At 68.3% G+C, this 18,118-nt stretch carries 8 protein-coding genes, 1 tRNA gene and 1 pseudogene; 5 read left to right on the top strand and 5 right to left on the bottom strand.

The features are described from left to right. A pseudogene (locus tag G3T14_RS24910) lies at window positions 1–137 on the top strand (sugar transporter); the annotation flags it as partial. A 114-nt stretch (window positions 138–251) separates the two neighbouring features. On the opposite strand, the gene G3T14_RS02660 reads toward G3T14_RS24910, so the two are convergent. The 4 genes from G3T14_RS02660 to G3T14_RS02675 all read right to left on the bottom strand — a co-directional run bounded on the left by G3T14_RS02660 (window position 252) and on the right by G3T14_RS02675 (window position 12,825). Then, window positions 252–1,628: an aminotransferase class I/II-fold pyridoxal phosphate-dependent enzyme gene (locus G3T14_RS02660; RefSeq protein ID WP_163639771.1), complete on the bottom strand. Its 1,377-nt coding sequence runs from the start codon at window positions 1,626–1,628 to the stop codon at window positions 252–254. After that, window positions 1,625–9,052: a type I polyketide synthase gene (locus G3T14_RS02665; RefSeq protein ID WP_163639773.1), complete on the bottom strand. Its 7,428-nt coding sequence runs from the start codon at window positions 9,050–9,052 to the stop codon at window positions 1,625–1,627. Before G3T14_RS02665 ends, G3T14_RS02660 begins: the two co-directional genes overlap by 4 nt. A 540-nt stretch (window positions 9,053–9,592) precedes the next feature. Continuing rightward, on the bottom strand, window positions 9,593–11,725 hold the full coding sequence (locus tag G3T14_RS02670) for a glycosyltransferase family 2 protein (protein ID WP_163640120.1): 2,133 nt from the start codon (window positions 11,723–11,725) through the stop codon (window positions 9,593–9,595). A gap of 53 nt (window positions 11,726–11,778) precedes the next feature. After that, the gene (locus tag G3T14_RS02675; protein ID WP_163639774.1) at window positions 11,779–12,825 is read right to left on the bottom strand and encodes a hypothetical protein; all 1,047 of its coding nucleotides are present in this window, start codon (window positions 12,823–12,825) and stop codon (window positions 11,779–11,781) included. Between the two features lie 179 nt (window positions 12,826–13,004). Here G3T14_RS02675 and G3T14_RS02680 point away from each other — a divergent pair. From G3T14_RS02680 to G3T14_RS02695, 4 genes are all read left to right on the top strand, one after another. Continuing rightward, window positions 13,005–13,079 (top strand) — tRNA-Val (locus G3T14_RS02680). A gap of 497 nt (window positions 13,080–13,576) precedes the next feature. After that, window positions 13,577–15,310: a type I secretion system permease/ATPase gene (locus tag G3T14_RS02685; protein WP_163639775.1), complete on the top strand. Its 1,734-nt coding sequence runs from the start codon at window positions 13,577–13,579 to the stop codon at window positions 15,308–15,310. Then, window positions 15,310–16,656: an HlyD family type I secretion periplasmic adaptor subunit gene (locus tag G3T14_RS02690; protein ID WP_163639776.1), complete on the top strand. Its 1,347-nt coding sequence runs from the start codon at window positions 15,310–15,312 to the stop codon at window positions 16,654–16,656. The genes G3T14_RS02685 and G3T14_RS02690 overlap by 1 nt, the downstream gene beginning before the upstream one ends. Window positions 16,657–17,301: 645 nt before the next feature. Continuing rightward, window positions 17,302–17,523, top strand: a complete 222-nt coding sequence (locus G3T14_RS02695) for a hypothetical protein (RefSeq protein ID WP_163639778.1) — start codon at window positions 17,302–17,304, stop codon at window positions 17,521–17,523. 53 nt (window positions 17,524–17,576) lie between these two features. On the opposite strand, the gene G3T14_RS24915 is transcribed toward G3T14_RS02695, so the two are convergent. Then, the gene (locus tag G3T14_RS24915) at window positions 17,577–17,972 is read right to left on the bottom strand and encodes a PilZ domain-containing protein (protein WP_246732880.1); all 396 of its coding nucleotides are present in this window, start codon (window positions 17,970–17,972) and stop codon (window positions 17,577–17,579) included. Window positions 17,973–18,118: the final 146 nt, after the last annotated feature.

The raw sequence follows: 18,118 nt of genomic DNA on the forward strand, positions 1-18,118 counted from the left end.
CCTTCCGCATGCGCAACCGCGACCTCGTCTACGTCTCCAACGCCCCCTTCACCGAAGTCCAGAAGGTCCTCTCGGTGTTCTCCACCATCACCGCCCCCGTCTCCGCCGCAGCCGGCGTCTATGGCGTCGCGCGGTAGCATCGGGTCGCCCCCGGATCGTGGATACGGTCCGGAGGAAGGCGATATCCAGACATGAAAACGGGCCCTCGCGAGGGCCCGTTTTCATGAGAGAGGATCGGAAGGCGAGGCGCCCTACGGCTTGCCGCGCTTGGCCATCAGCTGCTCGATGAGCGAGCCGCCCTTCTCGATCTCGGCGAGTTCCTCGGCCACCGCGTCCACCGTTTCGCGGATCTGCTCCGGGGTGTGCTCGGAGGTGATGAAGAACCGCAGTCGGGACGCGCGCTCCGGCACCGCCGGATGGATGATCGGCTGCACGTTGATGCCGCGCTTGAACAGGCGGTCGGACAGCGTCACCGACTTCAACGAATCCCCGACGATCACCGGGATCACCGCGAGACCGAGGCTCGTGCCGGTGTCCAACCCGTGCTTCTTGGCGCAGGACAGGAACAGGTGTCCGTTCTGGCGCAGCCGCTCGACCCGGTGCGGCTCGGCATGCATCAACGCCAGGGCCGCCTCGGCGGCGGCGGCGAGGGGCGGGGACAGTCCGACGCTGTAGATGAAGCCGCCGGCGGTGCACTTGAGGTATTCGATCAGGGCCGCCGGGCCGGCGACGTAGCCGCCACAGGTGGAGAGCGTCTTCGACAGCGTCCCCATCCAGATATCGACCCCGTGCGGATCGACGTCGCAATGCTCCGCCAAGCCGATGCCGGTGCGGCCGAGCACGCCGAGGCCGTGGGCGTCGTCCACCATCAGCCACGTGTCGTAGCGCTGCTTCAACGCGATGAGCGCGGCCAGATCCGGCGCGTCGCCATCCATGCTGTAGAGGCCTTCGACCACGATCAGCGCGCGGCGGTGCTCGTGCCGGGTGGCGCCGAGCAAGGTCTCGAGGGCGTCGAGGTCGTTATGGGCGAACGAGCGGCGCTGGGCGCCCGAGAGCTGCGCACCGGTGACGATGCTGTTGTGGCTTAGCGCATCGTGAAAAATCACGTCGCCGGGTTCGAGCAGCGCGCCGATGGTGGTGACGTTGGTGGCGTGGCCGCTCACCATCACCACGCAGGCTTCCGTATCGTAATGGTCGGCGAGGGCCTTCTCCAGGGAGAGATGGCCCGGTCGCTCACCCGCGACGATACGGCTGGCCGAGGCCGAGGTGCCGTAGATCTCGATGGCCTTGCGGGCGGCGTCGTTGACGTCCGGATGCCCGTTGAGACCGAGATAATCGTAGGACGAGAAGTTGATGAACGACTTGCCGGCGATCCGCGTGAGGGCGCCGGCCTTGCTCTCGTGAACCCGGAAGAACGGGTTGCCGAGACCGATCAGGTCGGCGGCCGAGCGCTGGAGCCGCAATTCGCGGTAGCCCGGCAGCGTCTCGAAGTTCTGCACCGACGGATCGCCCGCGGGCCGGGCCGGCGGCCGGGCCTGCGCCGGCCGGCTGGCGTTGCGCCCGAGGCGGTTGGTGACGAAACCCGCGAGTGCCGCGCGTCCGCCGTCCGGTCTGGCCGGTTTGTTCATGGCAGGATCTCTTTGATGATGAGGCTGTTCTCTTCGACCAGCGCGTGGAAGGGTTCGAGGGTGCGCACGTCCACCCCTTCGCTGGCATGCCGCTGGGCGAGGCTCATCACCGCCGCGGCCGCTTCGTCCACCGGAGCCGCGATCGACTGGATCAGGGTCTCGGTCAGTTCGTTCACGGTCAGTCCCGAGGAGATGCCGGATGGCGGCGCTTCCAGGGCGAAGCGCTCCTGCAGGCTGGCGCCGAGTTCGACGCCCATCAGCGAATCGAGGCCGATCTCGGAGAGGTGGCGGACGCGGCTGATATCGTCCTTCGGCAGGCGCAGGATGCGGGCGATGTCCTCGACGATGGCATCGGCCACGGTCTTGCGCACCGTGTCGATGTCCTGGGTCTTGAGCAGCGTCCCGATATTGATGGCCGCCACCGTGCCGGCTTCCATCTGCTGGTCGGAGCCGAGTTCGGCATAGCTCGGGCTCTTCATGGTGGCGAGGCGCTCGCGCGCCTTGCCCCAATGCATCGAGGCGATGGCGATCACCGCATCGTCGGGATCGGTGCCCTGGCCTTCGAGCGCGTCGGCCATCAGGTCGAGGCAGTGGCGGGCATCCATCGGGGTGACGCCGACGCGGCCGGCCAGCGTCTCCATCACCGCACGGTTGCGGGCGAGCACGCCGACATCGCCGATGGCGCCCCACGCCACCGCGAGCGCCGGCAGGCCGAGCTTGCGCCGACGCCGGGCGAGACCTTCCATGAAGCCGTTGGCGGCGACATACGAGCCCTGGCCGGGATTGCCGATGAAGGTGGTCGCCGAGGAGAACATCACGAAGTAGTCGAGTTTGCGCGACCGCGTCGCGGCGTCGAGATGTTCGGCGCCGACGACCTTGGGGCGGATGACCGCGTCCAGAGCCGCCGCATCGATGTTGGCGATGAGGCCGTCCTGCAGCACCATCGCGCCGTGGATCACGCCGGCGAGGGTCCGGCCGGTGCTCTCGATCTCGGCCAGAAGGGCGTCGACCGCCTTGCGGCTGGTGATGTCGCAGGCCATCGCCGCGACGCTGACGCCGCGCCCGGCGAGATCGGCCACCACCTGCTTGGCCTCGGGGCTCGCAGCGCCTTTCCGGCCGACGAGAACGATGTGCTTGGCGCCGCGATCCGCGAGCCAGCGCGCCGCCTCGATGCCGAAGCCGCCGAGACCGCCGGTGACGAGGTGGGCGCCCTCCGGCGAGACCGTGAAGGTCGAGGTGGCGGTCTTCATCACGCTGCCGGCCTTCGGCGGCGCGATGACGATCTTACCGACATGCCCCGATTGCTGCATCAGGCGGAAGGCATCCGAGACCTCGTCCGCCGTGAACGGCTGGTACGGCAGCGGCTTGAGGCCGCCTTCGTTGAACAGGGCCATCACTTCGCGGAACAGCCGGGCTCCGTCCTCGCCCTGGTGCTGGAGCACCTGATCGAGATCGACGCCGAAATACGACAGGTTCCGCCGGAACGGGCGCAGGCCGATATGGGTGTTGGCGACATAGTCGCGCTTGCCCAACTCGATGAAGCGCCCGAACGGCTTGAGGCAGTTGAGGCTGCGCTCCATCGCCTCGCCGAACAGGCTGTTGAGCACCACGCCGACCCCGTCCCCGGTGATGCGGCGGACGTCGTCGACGAAGGCGAGCGAGCGCGAATCGAGCACGTGCTCGGCCCCGAGCGCCTTGACCAGCGCCCGCTTCTCGCGGGACCCGGCGGTAGCGATGACGCGTGCGCCCTTCAGCTTGGCGATCTGGAGCGCGGCAAGGCCGACGCCGCCGGCGCCGCCATGCACCAGCACCCATTCGCCGCGCCGCAGGCGGGCACAGCTGACGAGGCTGTAATAGGCGGTGAGGAAGGCCACCGGCACGGTGGCGGCGGCCTGCGGATCGAGGCCGGGGGGGCTCGGCGCCACCACGAGTTCGGGCACGACGATATGGGTGGAGAAGCCCGATTGGGCGAAGGCGACCACGCGATCGCCGACCTTGAAGGCATCGACGCCCTTGCCCACGGAAAGCACGCGGCCGGCGACCTCGAGACCGAGACGCGGACCGGCGAACCCGTCCTCCAGGATTTCCTCGGGCAGCATCGAGAGCGCCCAGAGCACATCGCGGAAATTGAGGCCGGTGGCTTCCACCGCGATCTCGACCTCGCCGCGACCGGGCGCCTTCCGCTCGGCCGGTCCCCAGGCCATCTCGTTGAGACCGCCGGTGTTGCTGCGCTCCAACCGCGCCGCCGGAGCGGCGACGGCGTCGGAAGCCGGCCGGCGCGAGAGCTGACCCGGCGAGAACCGGATGACGCGAGTGCGGTCGGCATCGAGCACGATCTCGGTCTCGGTGGTGCCCGAAAGGATGAGGTCGCGCAGGCGCTCGGCGGCATTCTTGGTGGAGAGCGCCGAGGTCAGGTCGATGCGGCGCACGTCGAGGCTCGCCACCTCGTTGGCCAGCGTCCGGGTGAAGGCCCAGACTCCGGCCTCCACCGAACCGTTGGCGTCGCCGTCGGCGCGGGTGGCGCCCGGGCAGACCACCCAGAGGCGCGTCTGGCGGGAGCCGAGATGCTCGACGCAGCGCTTCAGGCTGAGGCAGCGGTCGCGCAGCCGATCGGCGGCGGCGCCGTCGTGATTGAAGGCACCGGCGAGGAACACCACCGTGTCGGGGGTCTCGCGCTCGAGTTCGAGCAGCGACTGCTCGGAATCGAGGATGATCGAGACGTGGACGCCGCTGGCCACCAGCAGGGTCGCGAGCGACGAGGCGGTCTCGGCGGCATAGGCGTCGTGCGAGCCGATGACGAAGGCGAAGGTCTGGCCGGCGGCGGGGCGGGCCCGCACCGGGGCCTCGGCGATGAACAGGAGATCGTCGCCGTTGGCCGAGGCCGCGCGATCGACCGCAACCCGGACGAGGCCGGTATCGCTCAAGCCGCGCTGCCACCCGGTGATGTCGTCGAGGCGGCTCACCGGCATGTCGCCGGTTTCGTCGAACCAGTCCGGGATCAGGCCGAAGACGAGATCGCGGAAGAGCGAGGCGCCGGGCTCGACGGCGATGAGGAAACCACCGGTGGCCAGCGCGTCCGCCACCTGTTGCAGCAGGCCACGCTCGAAGCGATGCAGGACGTTGCTCGCCAGGATCGCGTCGAAGCCGCCCTGCGCGAGTTCGGTGGCATCCTCGATCACCGTGACGCCGCGGGGCAGGGCGAGACGGGCGCGCTCGGCCAGCCGCCGGTCGGCCTCGAACACCGTGAGCTGGCCTTGGATGGCGTCGGTGAAGGTCGCGGATTGGGCGGAGAGCGGCCCGAAGCCGACCTGCAGCACGCGGAGAGCCCGGTCACGGGGGAGGGCAGCCCGACCGGATTCGACGATGTCGGCGATCACGTCGGCCGAGGCCCGCGCCGTGGCGCTGCGCAAGGTGAAGGCGTCGAGGGCATTCTGCGACAGGGTCGGTGCGGCAGTGAGGTCCCCCGCGAGCAGGCGACCGACGACGGCGCCGATATCGGCGGTGAGCACCAGTTCGGCCGAAAGCTCGGGATGATCGGCCGCGATCCAGCGCATGATCTCGTCGGGCGCCGGCAGGGCGACATCCTTGCGTAGGGTCCAGCGGGTCCCGTCGAGGGTCGCGAGGCTGCTGCTCTCCAGAGCGTAGAGCGCATTGAGGAGCCAGGGGCGCATCGCCTCGGGCACGCGCTCGTCGATGGCGACGGTGCCCGAGCGCTGCAGCCCTTCCGCGAGGCGATAGGCCATCGAGGTCGCCCAGCCTTCGAGCAGAAGGTGCCCGGGGGCGAGCGGGGCTTCCGACGGCGCGAAGGCGGCCTTGGCCCTGGGGCGCACCGCATCGGCGATGCGCTGGCGGCGCTCCATCGGGATCGCGGTCGGCTCGGTGGCGAGTTCCGGGCGCTGCGCGATGGCGTAGGCGGCGAGCTCGTTGGCGTTCTTGGTGCGCAGGGCCTGGAACCGGCCCTCGCGCAGGGTGGCGATGGTGTCACCCTCGGCATCCACCAGGGTGAAGTCGGCCAGGATGCTGCGCTCGTTGCAGCGCCGGGTCTTGATCATGGCGCGCGCGATCACGGCACCCGGCTTGACCAGGCGGATCTCGCCGAAGCGCACCGGCACGTAGGCCTTGGTCGAGCCCTCGCCCATGAGGTCGGCGAACAGCAGGATCAGGCCGTGGAAGCAGGAATCGAGGCGCGCGGGCACGAGGCCGAAGCGCAGGTCGGGTTTCGCCGGCAGCAGCTCCGAGACGATGGTCATCTCGTCGACGCGCGCCGACACCGCCACCTGACGGAAGCTCGGGCCGAAGCCGAGGCCGGACGCGGCCGCCAGTGCATAGAGCCCGGCACCCGCGACGGCATTCTCGCCGATGCTCGGGATGTCCTGGCGCCGCGGGGCCGCATAGTCGCCGTCGACGATCTTGGCGGAGGCGTGGATCTGCCAGGCGGCCTGGGTCAGGCGCGGCCGGCTGAGGATCTGGATGCCGTTGCCCGAGCCGGAGACGCGGACCATGACCTCGCGCAGGGATTCCTCGCCGAAGATCATCGGCGATTGAATCTCGAACTCGGCCAGCACCACGCCGTCGCTGCGGGTCGCCTCGCGAGCAACGCCAAGCGCCATCTCGATGAAGGCGGCGCCGGGCAGGATCGCCTGCCCGTCGATGCGGTGATCGTCGAGGTCCGGCACGGTGGCGATGTCGACGTGGCCGTGCCACTCGAGCCCATCGGCGGTGAGGCGCGAGCCGTAAAGCGGATGGTAGGCGCGCGGCGAGGTGCCGCCGACGCCTTCGGTGGTCTCGGCGAGGCGGAAGGCGCGGCGCTGCCACGGATAGAGCGGGAGGGAGACGTCGCCCTTCGGGTTCTGCCCGAACGCGATGGTCTCGTCGACGGCGGCGCCCTGGACGAGGGCGGCCGCGACGGTCCGGGCGATGGGGTCACCGCCGGCCGGCTTGCGGTGGAGCACGCCGATGGTGGCGTTCTCGATGCCGAGCGGCTCGATGGCGTCGCCGATATGCGACAGCAGGGTGGCGCGTGGGCCGACCTCGACGAAGACGCGCGCGCCCTTGCGGGTGGCTTCCTGCACGGCTTCGGAGAAGCGCACCGGCTCGCGGATGTTGCGCCACCAGTAGCCGGCGCCGAATTCCGATCCGGCCAGCACGGTGCCGGTCACGGTGGAGACCATGGCTGTGGTGCCGGCATGGGGCTTGAGACCGGACAGGTCGCGCAACAACGGCTTCTCGGTCGGGTTCATCAACCGGCCGTGGAACGGGTATTCGAGGTCGAGCTTGCGCCCGCGCCGACGCTTGCGGGCGAGCGCCTTCATGGCCGCATCGATGTCCTTGACCGGACCCGCCACGGTGATGGCCTTGGGGCTATTATAGGCGGCGATGTCGAGGCTCGGGTAATCCTTGAGGAACAGCGCGATCTCGTCGGCCGGCGCCAGCAGCACCGCCATGGTGCCGAGCCCGCGGGTGCTCTCCTGATGCTGGCTGCGGTAGAAGATGACCTTCACCGCCTGTTCGAGCGAGAGGATGCCGGCGGCTTCCGCCGCGGCGATCTCGCCGACGCTGTGGCCGAGCACGTATTTCGGGTTGAGACCGCGCGCCCGCAGGGCCGTCGTCGACGCACTCGAGATCGCGAAGATCAGGGGCTGCGACACCCGGGTCAGGACGAGGCGCTCGTCGAGATCCTCGGCGAACAAGGCTTCCTTGAGCGACCAGCCGGCCAGCTTGGAAAACAGCCCGTCGATCCGGTCGTAGGCCGCGCGGAACACCGCGTTCTCGTCATAGGCCTCGCGGCCCATGCCGGCCCATTGGCTGCCGTTGCCGGAATAGACGAAGGCGACTTCGGCCGAGCGGTCGACGGCCGTCCCCACCAGCGCGACGGTGCTGTCCTCGCCTTCGCCGACGGCGCGGAGGGTCTCGCTCAACGACGCGTCGGACCGATCGGCATCGAGGGGGATGGCGAGGCGCGCGGACAGGCGCTCGCGGCGATGCGCGGCCGCCGTCGCGATGCGGGCGATTTCGGCGGTGCTGGCCCCGTCGAAGCGCTCGGCATAGTCGAGGGCGAGTTCGTTGAGCGCCGCGCGGCTCTGGGCCGAGAGCAGCAGCACCTCCGGCATCCGAGTGGTCTCGGCGGTGGCCGGAACCGGCTGAGCGTCGGTGAGCACGATATGCGCGTTGGTGCCGCCGAAACCGAAGGAGTTGACGCCGGCAAAGCGCTCACGGCCGTTGCGCACGAGCGACAGCGGCGTGTTGACCACCGACAGGTTGAGCTCGCGGAACGGGATGTCCGGGTTCAGCTCGGCAGCGTGGAGCGAGGTCGGGAACAGGTCGTGTTCCAGCGCCAAGCTCGCCTTGAGCAGACCGGCGAGACCGGAGACCGGCTCGGTATGACCGATGTTGCTCTTGATCGAGCCAATCGGCAGCGGCGACTTGCGCGGCTTGCCGAGCTTACCGCCGATGGCCCCGGCCTCGATCGGGTCGCCCACCGGCGTGCCGGTGCCGTGCGCCTCGACGAAGACCACCGAATCGAGATCGATCTCGGCCTCGCGATAGACCTGTTCGAGCAGGGCACCCTGCGCGTAGCCGGAGGGCAGCGAGATGCCGGTGGTGCGGCCGTCGGAATTGACACCGCTCGCCGCGATCACGCCGCGCACGGTGTTGCCGTCGCGCATCGCGGCCTTGGCCGATTGCAGGATGAGGACGACGCCGCCCTCCGAGCGGACGTAGCCGTCGGCGGTCGCCGAGAAGGCCTGGCACAGGCCCGTGCGCGACAGCATCTGGGCGTTGGAGAAGCAGATGAAGTTGAACGGGCTCGCGAGCAGGTTGACGCCGGCCACCACGGCCGTGTCGATCCGCCCGCTGGTGATGGCCGCCACCGCCGCATCGAGGGCGACGAGGGACGACGAGCACGCCGTATCGACGGTGAAGCTCGGCCCCTTCAGGTCGTAGATGTAGGAAATGCGGTTCGACAGGATCGAGAGCGTGTTGCCGGTGGCGGCATAGGCATCGCCCGACGAGGTGTCGAGGACGCGCAGGTTGCCGTAATCCAGCGACGAAGCGCCGACGAACACGCCGATCTGACTGCCGGCGACGGCGGACGGGCGCAGTCCGGCATCTTCCAGGGCTTCCCAGGTGAGTTCGAGCAGGAGCCGCTGCTGCGGGTCCATCTGCTCGGCCTCGCGCGGCGAGATGCCGAACACCGCCGGATCGAACGACCAGATGTCATCGAGAACGCCGGCCGACCACGTATAGCTCTTGCCGCGCTCCTGCGCGCGCGGATGCCCGAACCGTTCCAGCGACCAGCGATCGTCCGGGATACGGCCGACGGCGCAGCGCGCCTCGGTCAGGAGCTGCCAGAGCCCTTCGACGCTCGAAGCGCCCGGCAGGCGGCAGGCACGGCCGACGATCGCGATGTCTGTACGTTGTGTCACGTTCGATTCGCACACGCTCTTGAACGGGGAACGAAACCGGTGCCGCAGCACCGGGCAATCCGGCCAACCCTTAGTATGGCACCGGAACGGTGTCCAACTTGCAAGGAGGGACGGGAGTGTAGTGGATCAGAATGATACGCCCCTGTTGCGCGTATTCATCAGTCGATTCCATGGATCAAATCAGGCCATCCAAACCAAACACCTCGGCAATATTCGACGGTCGAGCCGATCGCGAGCCAACAACCACCACAATCCGACATCGCTCGATTGTCGAAACCGAGATCGATCCCATCGTATTGGGAGGCGCCGTGCCGGGACGAGCCCGACGTAACCTGAAGTAGACGCCGCACGGTGGCCTCCGACACGACTTCCGACGCGCGATCGACGCGGCACCGATCAGAGGCCCAACCCGTTTAATCCGTTCCGAATCGTGAAACATGATTGGGGCGATGGCGGGGCGCACCTTCCCGGCCCGACCCGCGCAGATTGGAAATAGTTCAATCCCGCACTGCGGCGCAAGGTCGCCGCAGTGCAACAAGGTCACAGGCGGAAATGCGCCGCGGCCCGGGACAGGTTGGGGTTGTAGTAGGGATCGGCGCGCAATTGCGGGCCCCAGCGCTCCTGCATCACCCGCACTTCGGCCTCGAAGCGCGCCCGCTTTTCCGGCGTGTCCTCGGCGCCGCGGCTCTTCGATTCGTGGTGAACGAGGCGGGCATAGGGCGTCCAGACGATGCGGTAGCCGGCGGCGCGCACGCGCAGGCAGAGATCGACGTCGTTGAAGGCCACGGCGAGGCGTGCGCCGTCGAAGCCGCCGACCTCGGCGAAGACGCTCGCCCGCATGGCGAGGCACGCGCCGGTGACGGCGGAGACTTCCTGGGCCAGCACCATCCGGGCGAAATAACCGGAATCGGCATCGGGCAGACCGAGATGGCTATGGCCGGCCACACCGCCGATGCCGAGCACGATGCCCCCGTGCTGAAGGGTCCCGTCGGGATAGAGCAGTTTGGCCCCGACCGCTCCGATCTCCGGATCGAGGGCGATCGAGACGAGTTCGCGCAACCAGCCGGCTTCGATGATCTCCACGTCGTTGTTGAGGAAGAGCAGCACCGGCCCGGTGGCGGCGGCGGCGCCCCGGTTCGACAGGTCGGAGAAGTTGAAGGCCCCCGGCACCGCCACGATGCGCAGGCGCGGATCGGCGGCGTAGCGGGCAAACAGCGTTCGGGTGCGCGGCTCGACGCTGCCGTTGTCGACCACCACCACCTCGATATCGGGGTAATCGGTGGCCCGGAACAGCCCTTCTAGGACCACCTCCAGCAATTCGGCGCGGTCCCGCGTCGGGATCACGACGGAGACCCGCGGCGCCGGCTCCGGCATCGGGCGGACGAGGCGGTTGAACCCGTGCGGCCCGCGCGCGGCGGTGGCGCCGGATCGGGCCGCGATCTCGGACAGCGCCCGCAGCCGCGCCGCTTCCGATTGCGCGAGGGCCCGATCCGAGAAGGTGCCCGAGCCGCCGGCGGCGCGCCAATGATAGAGCACGCGGGGGATGTGGCCGATGCGCGCCGGCGCGACGCCCGCGGTCGCCCGCAGCAGCAGGTCGTGGTCCTGGCTGCCCTCGAAGCCGGGGCGCAGGCCGCCGAGTTCGCGCACCCGCGCGGTCGGCATGACGGTGAGGTGGTTGATGTAGTTCTGCCCGTAGAGGAGTTCGCGATCGAAGTCCGACTTGAAGTGCGGCGCGAAGCGGCGCCCGCGGGCATCGATCTTGTCCTCGTCGCTGTAGATCAGCACCAGTTCGGGGTCCGTGCGGATCGCGACGGCCACGTGGTAGAGCGCACTCTCGGCCAGTTCGTCGTCGTGGTCGAGAAAGGCGACGTGGCTCCCCGTGGCGAGGGCGAGCGCATCATTGGTGGCCCGCGCGATATGCCCGTTCTGCGGCCGCCGTATCACGCGGATCCGGGACTCCGTGGCCGCGTGGCGCGCGAGCAGGCGGGGGATCGCCGGATCGGTGGAGGCGTCGTCGACGATGCAGAGCTCCCAGTGCGGATAGAGCTGCGCGCGGACGGACCGCAGGGCGGCCTCCAGCACCCGCGGGGCGGGGTCGTGCACCGGCATCAGCACCGAGATCAGCGGCGGTGCGCGACCCTCCGCCTCCCAGCCGGCGATCTCGGCACCGATCCGGTCCCGGTCGGCTGCGGTGAGGGTATCGAACCGGGCGATCCAGGCCCCGTAGCCGGTCTTCGCCCGGTGATGGAGCGCGGCGAGCAGCAGTCCGCGCCCGCGCACCTTGAGGCCGAGACTGCGCCAGTACAGGGCGCGCGCCGCCGTCACCGGGTCGCGGCGCAGGGCCCGCACGGCAAGCGCGATCCGGCTGCGGCGCTGGATCATGAGCGTCCGCAGGCGGAAAGGCCGCTCGCGTGCGAGCGGGGTCAGGCGCAGTTCGCGCATCCCCTCGGGCAGGCGGCCGGTCCAGGAGAAACTGTCGTCGCCCTCGGCCTCTTCGGGCAGGCTCGTCACCGCCCGGGTCGTGGCCAGAGCGGTCATCAGCACGCGGGAGAGGCTGCCGCTGCCGGTGTCGGAGAACCGGATCGTGACCCAGGCTCCTCCGAGCCCGGCGAGATCGAGGGTCAGTGCGAGCCCGTCGGCCACGAGCCGTCGCCGCGTGGTGGCGGCGCCGATGCGCGGGAGGGAGACCGTGCACGCCTCCTCCGGCGGAAGGGTCTCTACCGCACTCAAGGGTTCCAGCCTTTGCCGACGGCGTCCCGCACCGCATCCGCCATGGCGATGTCGAAGACGAGCATCTCCTGCGCCACCTTCAGCGGACGCAGCCGCTCGGCCAGGAGCATGACGTCGGCGGGGATCGGCTCGGGCACCGGCACCGGCCCATCGATGCCGAGCCGGTCGAAGAGCGTGGTGACGAAGGCCTCGAAGAAATCGCGGTGCCCGACGATCCCGACGCGGGCGAGAATCTCGATGGCGACGATGGAATTGCCCGGCTGGAGCCGGTCGTCGGGCAGCCGGGTGCCGAATTGCCGGGTCAGCGGGTTGTAGAGCAGGTGATAGGCCGGCTCCGGCAGCATGCGGAAGAAGCGCTTGAGCGCCTTGGGATCGTCGAAATCGTAATCCGACACAAAGGCGGCGGCTTCGGCCAGGCGCCCGAGACGCCAGTTCTGCACCGGATCGGCGGCCACCGCCGCGCGCGCCTTCAACCACAGGAGACGGGTCGCCATCTCGACGAAGGGATCGTGGATGAGGGCGGTGGTGAGAAAGTTGTCGCTGATGAAGAAGCCTTCATAGCGGGGGATGATGATCGGGCCGGACAGGAACGAAGACGTCAGCCACGGGCTCTCGAACAGCACCCGCAGGATCTCGTCGGAGAGCTTGCCGATGCCGAAATAGTTCTGCTGGAACCGCTCGAACATCACCGACTGGATGACGCTGTCGGCGTTGATGCTCGTGTCGACGAGCAGCACCTTGCCCCGGATCAGGTTCTCGTTCGGACTGCGCCGATAGATCAGCACGTTGGTGTCGGCGTCGTAGATCTCGACGCGGCGCGCCTGCGTCAGGCCGGGCGCCTCCGCATCGGTGATCTGGAACACGCATTGGCCGGTGGAGTGCCAGCCGTTGATCCGGATGGTGGGGTCGGTGATCGAGGCCGGGATCTCCGCCACGCGGCGGCCATCCAGCGCGACGAAGACACGGCTGATCGCGACCGGGTTGTCCGGGACGACCCAGCACCTGATGGCATGTCCCTGATCGTAATCGACGTAGAACCGCATTCCTCAACCGCTGCCCGATCGCATCGCGGCGCCCCGGATGCTTGCCCCGGCCTTAGCGCATTTTCACAGGCCGTGCAGCGAAATGCCGGACCGTCGAGAAACTTGAACGCGCAAAGCCCTTGCGTGCCTCGCAGCCAGAAGCTAATAGCGCCCTCACCGGAGCCGAGAGGCCCTGGTGAGGGCGCGTAGCTCAGCGGGAGAGCACTACCTTGACATGGTAGGGGTCACAGGTTCGATCCCTGTCGCGCCCACCATTCCACCTCAGCGAGGGGAATGGTTCTTGAAAAACAGGGTCCCGGTCGGGGCCCTTTTTTCGTTTCTGGCCGCCCCCCGACGACGCGTTCCGAGCCCGGTCACCGCAGGCCGATGACGGGGCTGCCGGATCGCGATCCTGTCGCGGATGGCGCCCGATCGTTCGACGCGAGCCAAACCCTGGACGTGATTTTTCGCGCTCGCTCCCCGATGCGGGCCTGCACGACGCGCCGCCGATCCCGGCCTTGGGCGACATCCTGCGCGCAGCACGGCGCAATGGAGCTTCACCCCTCGCTTACCATTGCCGGCATGATGGCCAATTCCAGCTACGCTTTATCCAAAATTCGCGGGTCTCTCCCTTTAAGATCGAGCGATATGTTGGTATCCGGCGGCAGCGCACCCCGGCATCAATCTTTGTAAAGTCGACACGGCCTGCGCGGCTAAGCCTGCCTAAGCTTGACCACGGTCCGGCAGCGATCAATCAGAGGAACGGGGTGCAATGCAAAGGCGTGACTCGGCCGAGCTTGTCTCGGCGCTGGCACAGTGCCGCACGGCGTTTATCGGCGTGGCGGCGATGAGCGGATTGGTGAACGTGCTCTATCTCACCGGCTCGTTCTTCATGCTCGAAGTCTACGACCGCGTGATCCCGAGCCGGTCCGTCCCGACCCTGGTCGGCCTGATCGTCCTCGCCCTGGTCCTGTACGCGTTCCAGGGCGTGCTCGAGATCATTCGCTCGCGGGTGCTGGCGCGCGTCGGCGCGGCGTTGGACGAGTCCTTGAGTGCGCGGGTGTTCGACATCGTGGTGCGCGCCCCCCTCAAGGGCGCAGCGCCGGCCGACGGGCTGCTGCCGTTGCGCGACCTCGACCAGTTGCGCGCGTTCCTCGGCGGGTCGGGCCCCTCGGCGTTCTTCGACCTGCCGTGGATTCCGATCTATCTCGCGATCTGCTTCCTGTTCCATCCGCTCATCGGCGTCGCGGCCCTCGTCGGGGCGGGCTTCCTCGCCGCCCTGGCGCTGCTCACCGACCGCGCCACCCACACCCCCTCGCAGAAGGCCACCGGCCACGGCCTGCGCCGCAACGGGCTCGCCGAGGCGGGGCGCCGCAATGCCGAGGTGCTCGCCGCCATGGGCATGCAGGGACGCTTCGCCAGCCGCTGGGCCGCGGCCAACCGCGACTACGTGATGGCGCATCAGCACGCCTCCGACATTGCCGGCGGCTACGGCGCCGGCTCCAAGGTGTTCCGCACCGCGCTCCAATCGGGGGTGCTGGCGCTCGGCGCCTGGCTCGTCATCAACGGTCAGGCCTCGGCCGGCATCATCATCGCCTCCTCGATCCTGGTGGCCCGTGCGCTGGCTCCGGCCGAGCTCGCCATCGCCAACTGGAAGGGCTTCGTCCAGGCGCGCCAATCCTGGGCGCGTCTGTCCGACCTGTTCGCCCGCTTGCCGGCGACCGGGCAGCCCCATGCCCTGCCGGCCCCGACCGAATCCCTGCGGGTGGAGGGCGTCTGCGTGGCGCCGCCCGGCGTTCAACGCCTCGTGGTCAACGAGGTCAGCTTCGCGCTGCTGGCGGGCCAAGGACTTGGCGTCATCGGCCCCTCCGCGTCCGGCAAGTCGAGCCTGGTGCGGGCCCTGGTGGGGATCTGGCCGCCGGTGCGTGGAAAAGTCCGGATCGACGAGGCCGCCCTCGACCAATGGTCGGCCGAAGATCTCGGCCAGCACATCGGATTCCTGCCGCAGGAGGTCGAGCTGTTCGCCGGCACGGTGGCGGAGAACATCGCCCGCTTCGATCCGGCGGCGGTCTCCAGCGACGTCATCGCCGCGGCCCGGGCCGCCGGCGTGCACGACCTGATCCTGCGCCTCTCCGAGGGCTACGACACCCGCATCGGCGAAGGCGGCGCCGGGCTCTCCGCCGGGCAGCGTCAGCGCGTCGGCCTCGCCCGCGCCCTCTACGGAATGCCCTTCCTGGTCGTCCTCGACGAGCCCAATTCGAACCTCGACTCCGAGGGCGAGAATGCCCTGACGGAGGCGATCCTTGGGGTGCGCCGGCGCGGTGGGATTTGCATCGTCATCGCTCATCGGCCCTCGGCGCTGGCCGCCGTCGACCTGATCCTCGTCATGGCCGACGGACGCGCTCAAGCGTTCGGCCCCAAGGACGAGGTCCTGAAACGCGTGCTGCGCCCGGCCGTCGTCCCGGCCGATACCAACAAGACCCCCGTGATCCAGGAGCGTGCCTGATGGCCATCGGTCTCACTCCGCCTCTCGGCCAGGCGGCTCTCGTGCCCCGGCCCACCGCGCAGGGCTCGATCCGCCGCCACCTCGCGATGGCTCTGGCCATCGGCGGCATCCTGGTCATCGGGGTCGGCGGTTGGGCCGCCTTCACCATGATCTCCGGCGCGGTGATCGCCTCGGGCCAGCTCGTGGTCGAATCCGACGTCAAGAAGGTGCAGCACCCCACCGGCGGCGTCGTCGGCGAGTTGCGGGTGCGCGAGGGCGCGCACGTCAAGGCCGGCGACATCCTCATCCGCCTCGACGAGACTCAGACCCGGGCCAACCTCGACATCGTCCTGAAGGCCCTCGACGAGCTCTCCGCGCGGCGCGCACGCGACGAGGCCGAGCGCGACACGGCCGACAGCATCACGTTCCCCCCTGAATTGCTGGCGCGCAAGTCGACCGATCCCTCCGTCGCCCATCTCATCGACAGCGAGACCCGGCTCTTCACCGCCCGCGTGGCGGGCCGCGACGGCCAGAAGGCGCAGTTGCGCGAGCGCGTCCTGCAGCTGCGGGAGGAGATCAAGGGCCTCACCGAGCAGGCCGGCGCCAAGGAGCGCGAAATCGGCCTGATCGGCGGCGAATTGAAGGGCGTGCGCGAGCTCTTCGCCAAGAACCTCGTCTCGCTCAGCCGGGTCAACATGCTGGAACGCGATGCCGCCCGGCTCGAAGGCGAGCGTGGCCAGCTCATGGCCTCGACCGCCTCGGCACGCGGCAAGATCACCGAAACCGAGCTGCAGATCCTGCAAATCGATGGCGACATGCGCTCGGAGGTCGGAAAGGAACTCGCCGAGATCCGCGGGCGCTGGTCGGAATCGGTGGAGAAGCGGGTCGCGGCCGAAGACCAGCTCAAGCGCGTCGACATGCGCGCGCCCCAGGACGGCACGGTGCACCAGATGACGGTGCACACCATCGGCGGCCTCGTCACCCCGTCGGAGCCGGCCATGCTGATCGTCCCCGAGGCCGACCAGCTCGCCGTCGAGATCAAGGTTCAACCCCAGGACATCGACAATGTCCGCCTCGATCAGAAAGCGGTGCTGCGCTTTGCCGCCTTCAACCAGCGCACCACGCCGGAAATCGACGGGGTCGTCTCGCGCGTCTCGGCCGATGTGAGCCTCGATGCGAAGACCGGCATGAGTTTCTATACCGTCCGTATCCGCGTACCGCCGGACGAACGCGGCCGCCTCGGCACCTTGCGCCTGGTCCCCGGCATGCCGGTGGAGGCCTACATGCAACTCGGCGATCGCTCGGTGCTCAGCTACCTGACCAAGCCCCTCACGGACCAGATCGCCAAAGCTTGGCGTGAGCGCTAAGATCGGTCAGAATGTCGGAGGCCCGGCTCCGAGCCGATACTAGTGTTCGCGCTCCCTGCGCAGCAGACCCGCGATGATTGCCCGGATATGAGCCCGTAGCTCCAATATCCGTTCAGTCCCCGAATCCGCGTCATGGACAGGAACACAATCATCGAAACCAGTCATTTGTTGCGTTTTCTCCTACCGGTCTCTCCGAACTGATGCATTAGATATAAAAACAAACGGAAATCATATAAGTATAAAATGTCAATTGTACCGTTTGCAGAAATTTTCAGCCCAAAGATGGATGTACATCACCAAGCGATTCGTCATGCTTGCGCGAGAACGAGTCGATACCGGGGGCATCGCCTCGGTCCGTTCGCACCGCGAGCCTGGAGAACCTCGAGAGAACGGTGCGAGGTGTGCACCTTGGGGGACGCGCCAACTCGAGACACGGTGAGGATTGTCAGCCGGATGAGCCCGGACTTGAATCGACGACGGGCTCATCTCCGGCGAAGCGTCCCGATTGCTTCAAACCACCGCGAGAGCCGGGTTTCCGCTCGGCCGAACCGTGACAACGCGACCGAAACGGGCGGCGTTGTGCGCGACTGAAATCACGCTCAGCACGCACGCCGACTCGACAGATCATCGGAGATCGATCGACTCATGCGTTTTCATTTCGATCTGACCAATGGACAGACCACGATGCGCGATCATGACGGTGCCGAAGCGAACGACCTGGCGGAGGCGATCGCCCAGGCCCGGACGGTAATCGATGAACTGCGCATCGGCGGCGAGTTGATGGATGTCGGCGATAATTGGCAACTCGTCATTCGGGCGCCGGACGGCACCGAACTGCAGTTCATCCCCATCGATCCCAAGACGTGAGGCGATACGCTTCCAAGACCCGAGGCGAAGCCCGCCGATCGATTGGAATCGGCTCAGAAAGACGAAATCGCGCGCTTGCGGGACGGAACGCCGATCCCGCCACCGTCCTGCACGGCCGCGGCCGGTTGGTACTCCTTAGCGTTTTGCGCCACGGCAGCCGTAATCTTGCCGATTCGCTCGATCCGCACGCCGGCATAGTCGCCCCGGCGCCAGGCCAGACTGACGAGGCACAGGAAGTCCCGTCCGACGATGCGCAGCGTGAACACCGGGGGCAGCTCTTGGCTGGCGGGCACACCGACCCGCGCACCGGATTTCGAGACATCCTTGACGGTGCAGGCAATCTCGGTCCCGTCGCGCAGACGGATCGTGGCGATCCAATTGGTCGGGTTACGTTCCTCGCGCCGCGCGACGACCGAATCCGATTCCTGATGTCCCGCCGCCTCTGTCACCCGCCGCGCCCCCGCTTCCCACACTGAGTGGGCGCGTTCAGTAGAGCGCGCAATGGTTTACGGAGATCCCTCCAACCCGGCATCACTGATCACGAATTCGTGCGAATTCGTACATTTTTTCGAATAGCCGACATCCCGGCGGATAT

This window comes from Methylobacterium sp. BTF04, assembly GCF_010692745.1.
GTDB lineage: Bacteria > Pseudomonadota > Alphaproteobacteria > Rhizobiales > Beijerinckiaceae > Methylobacterium.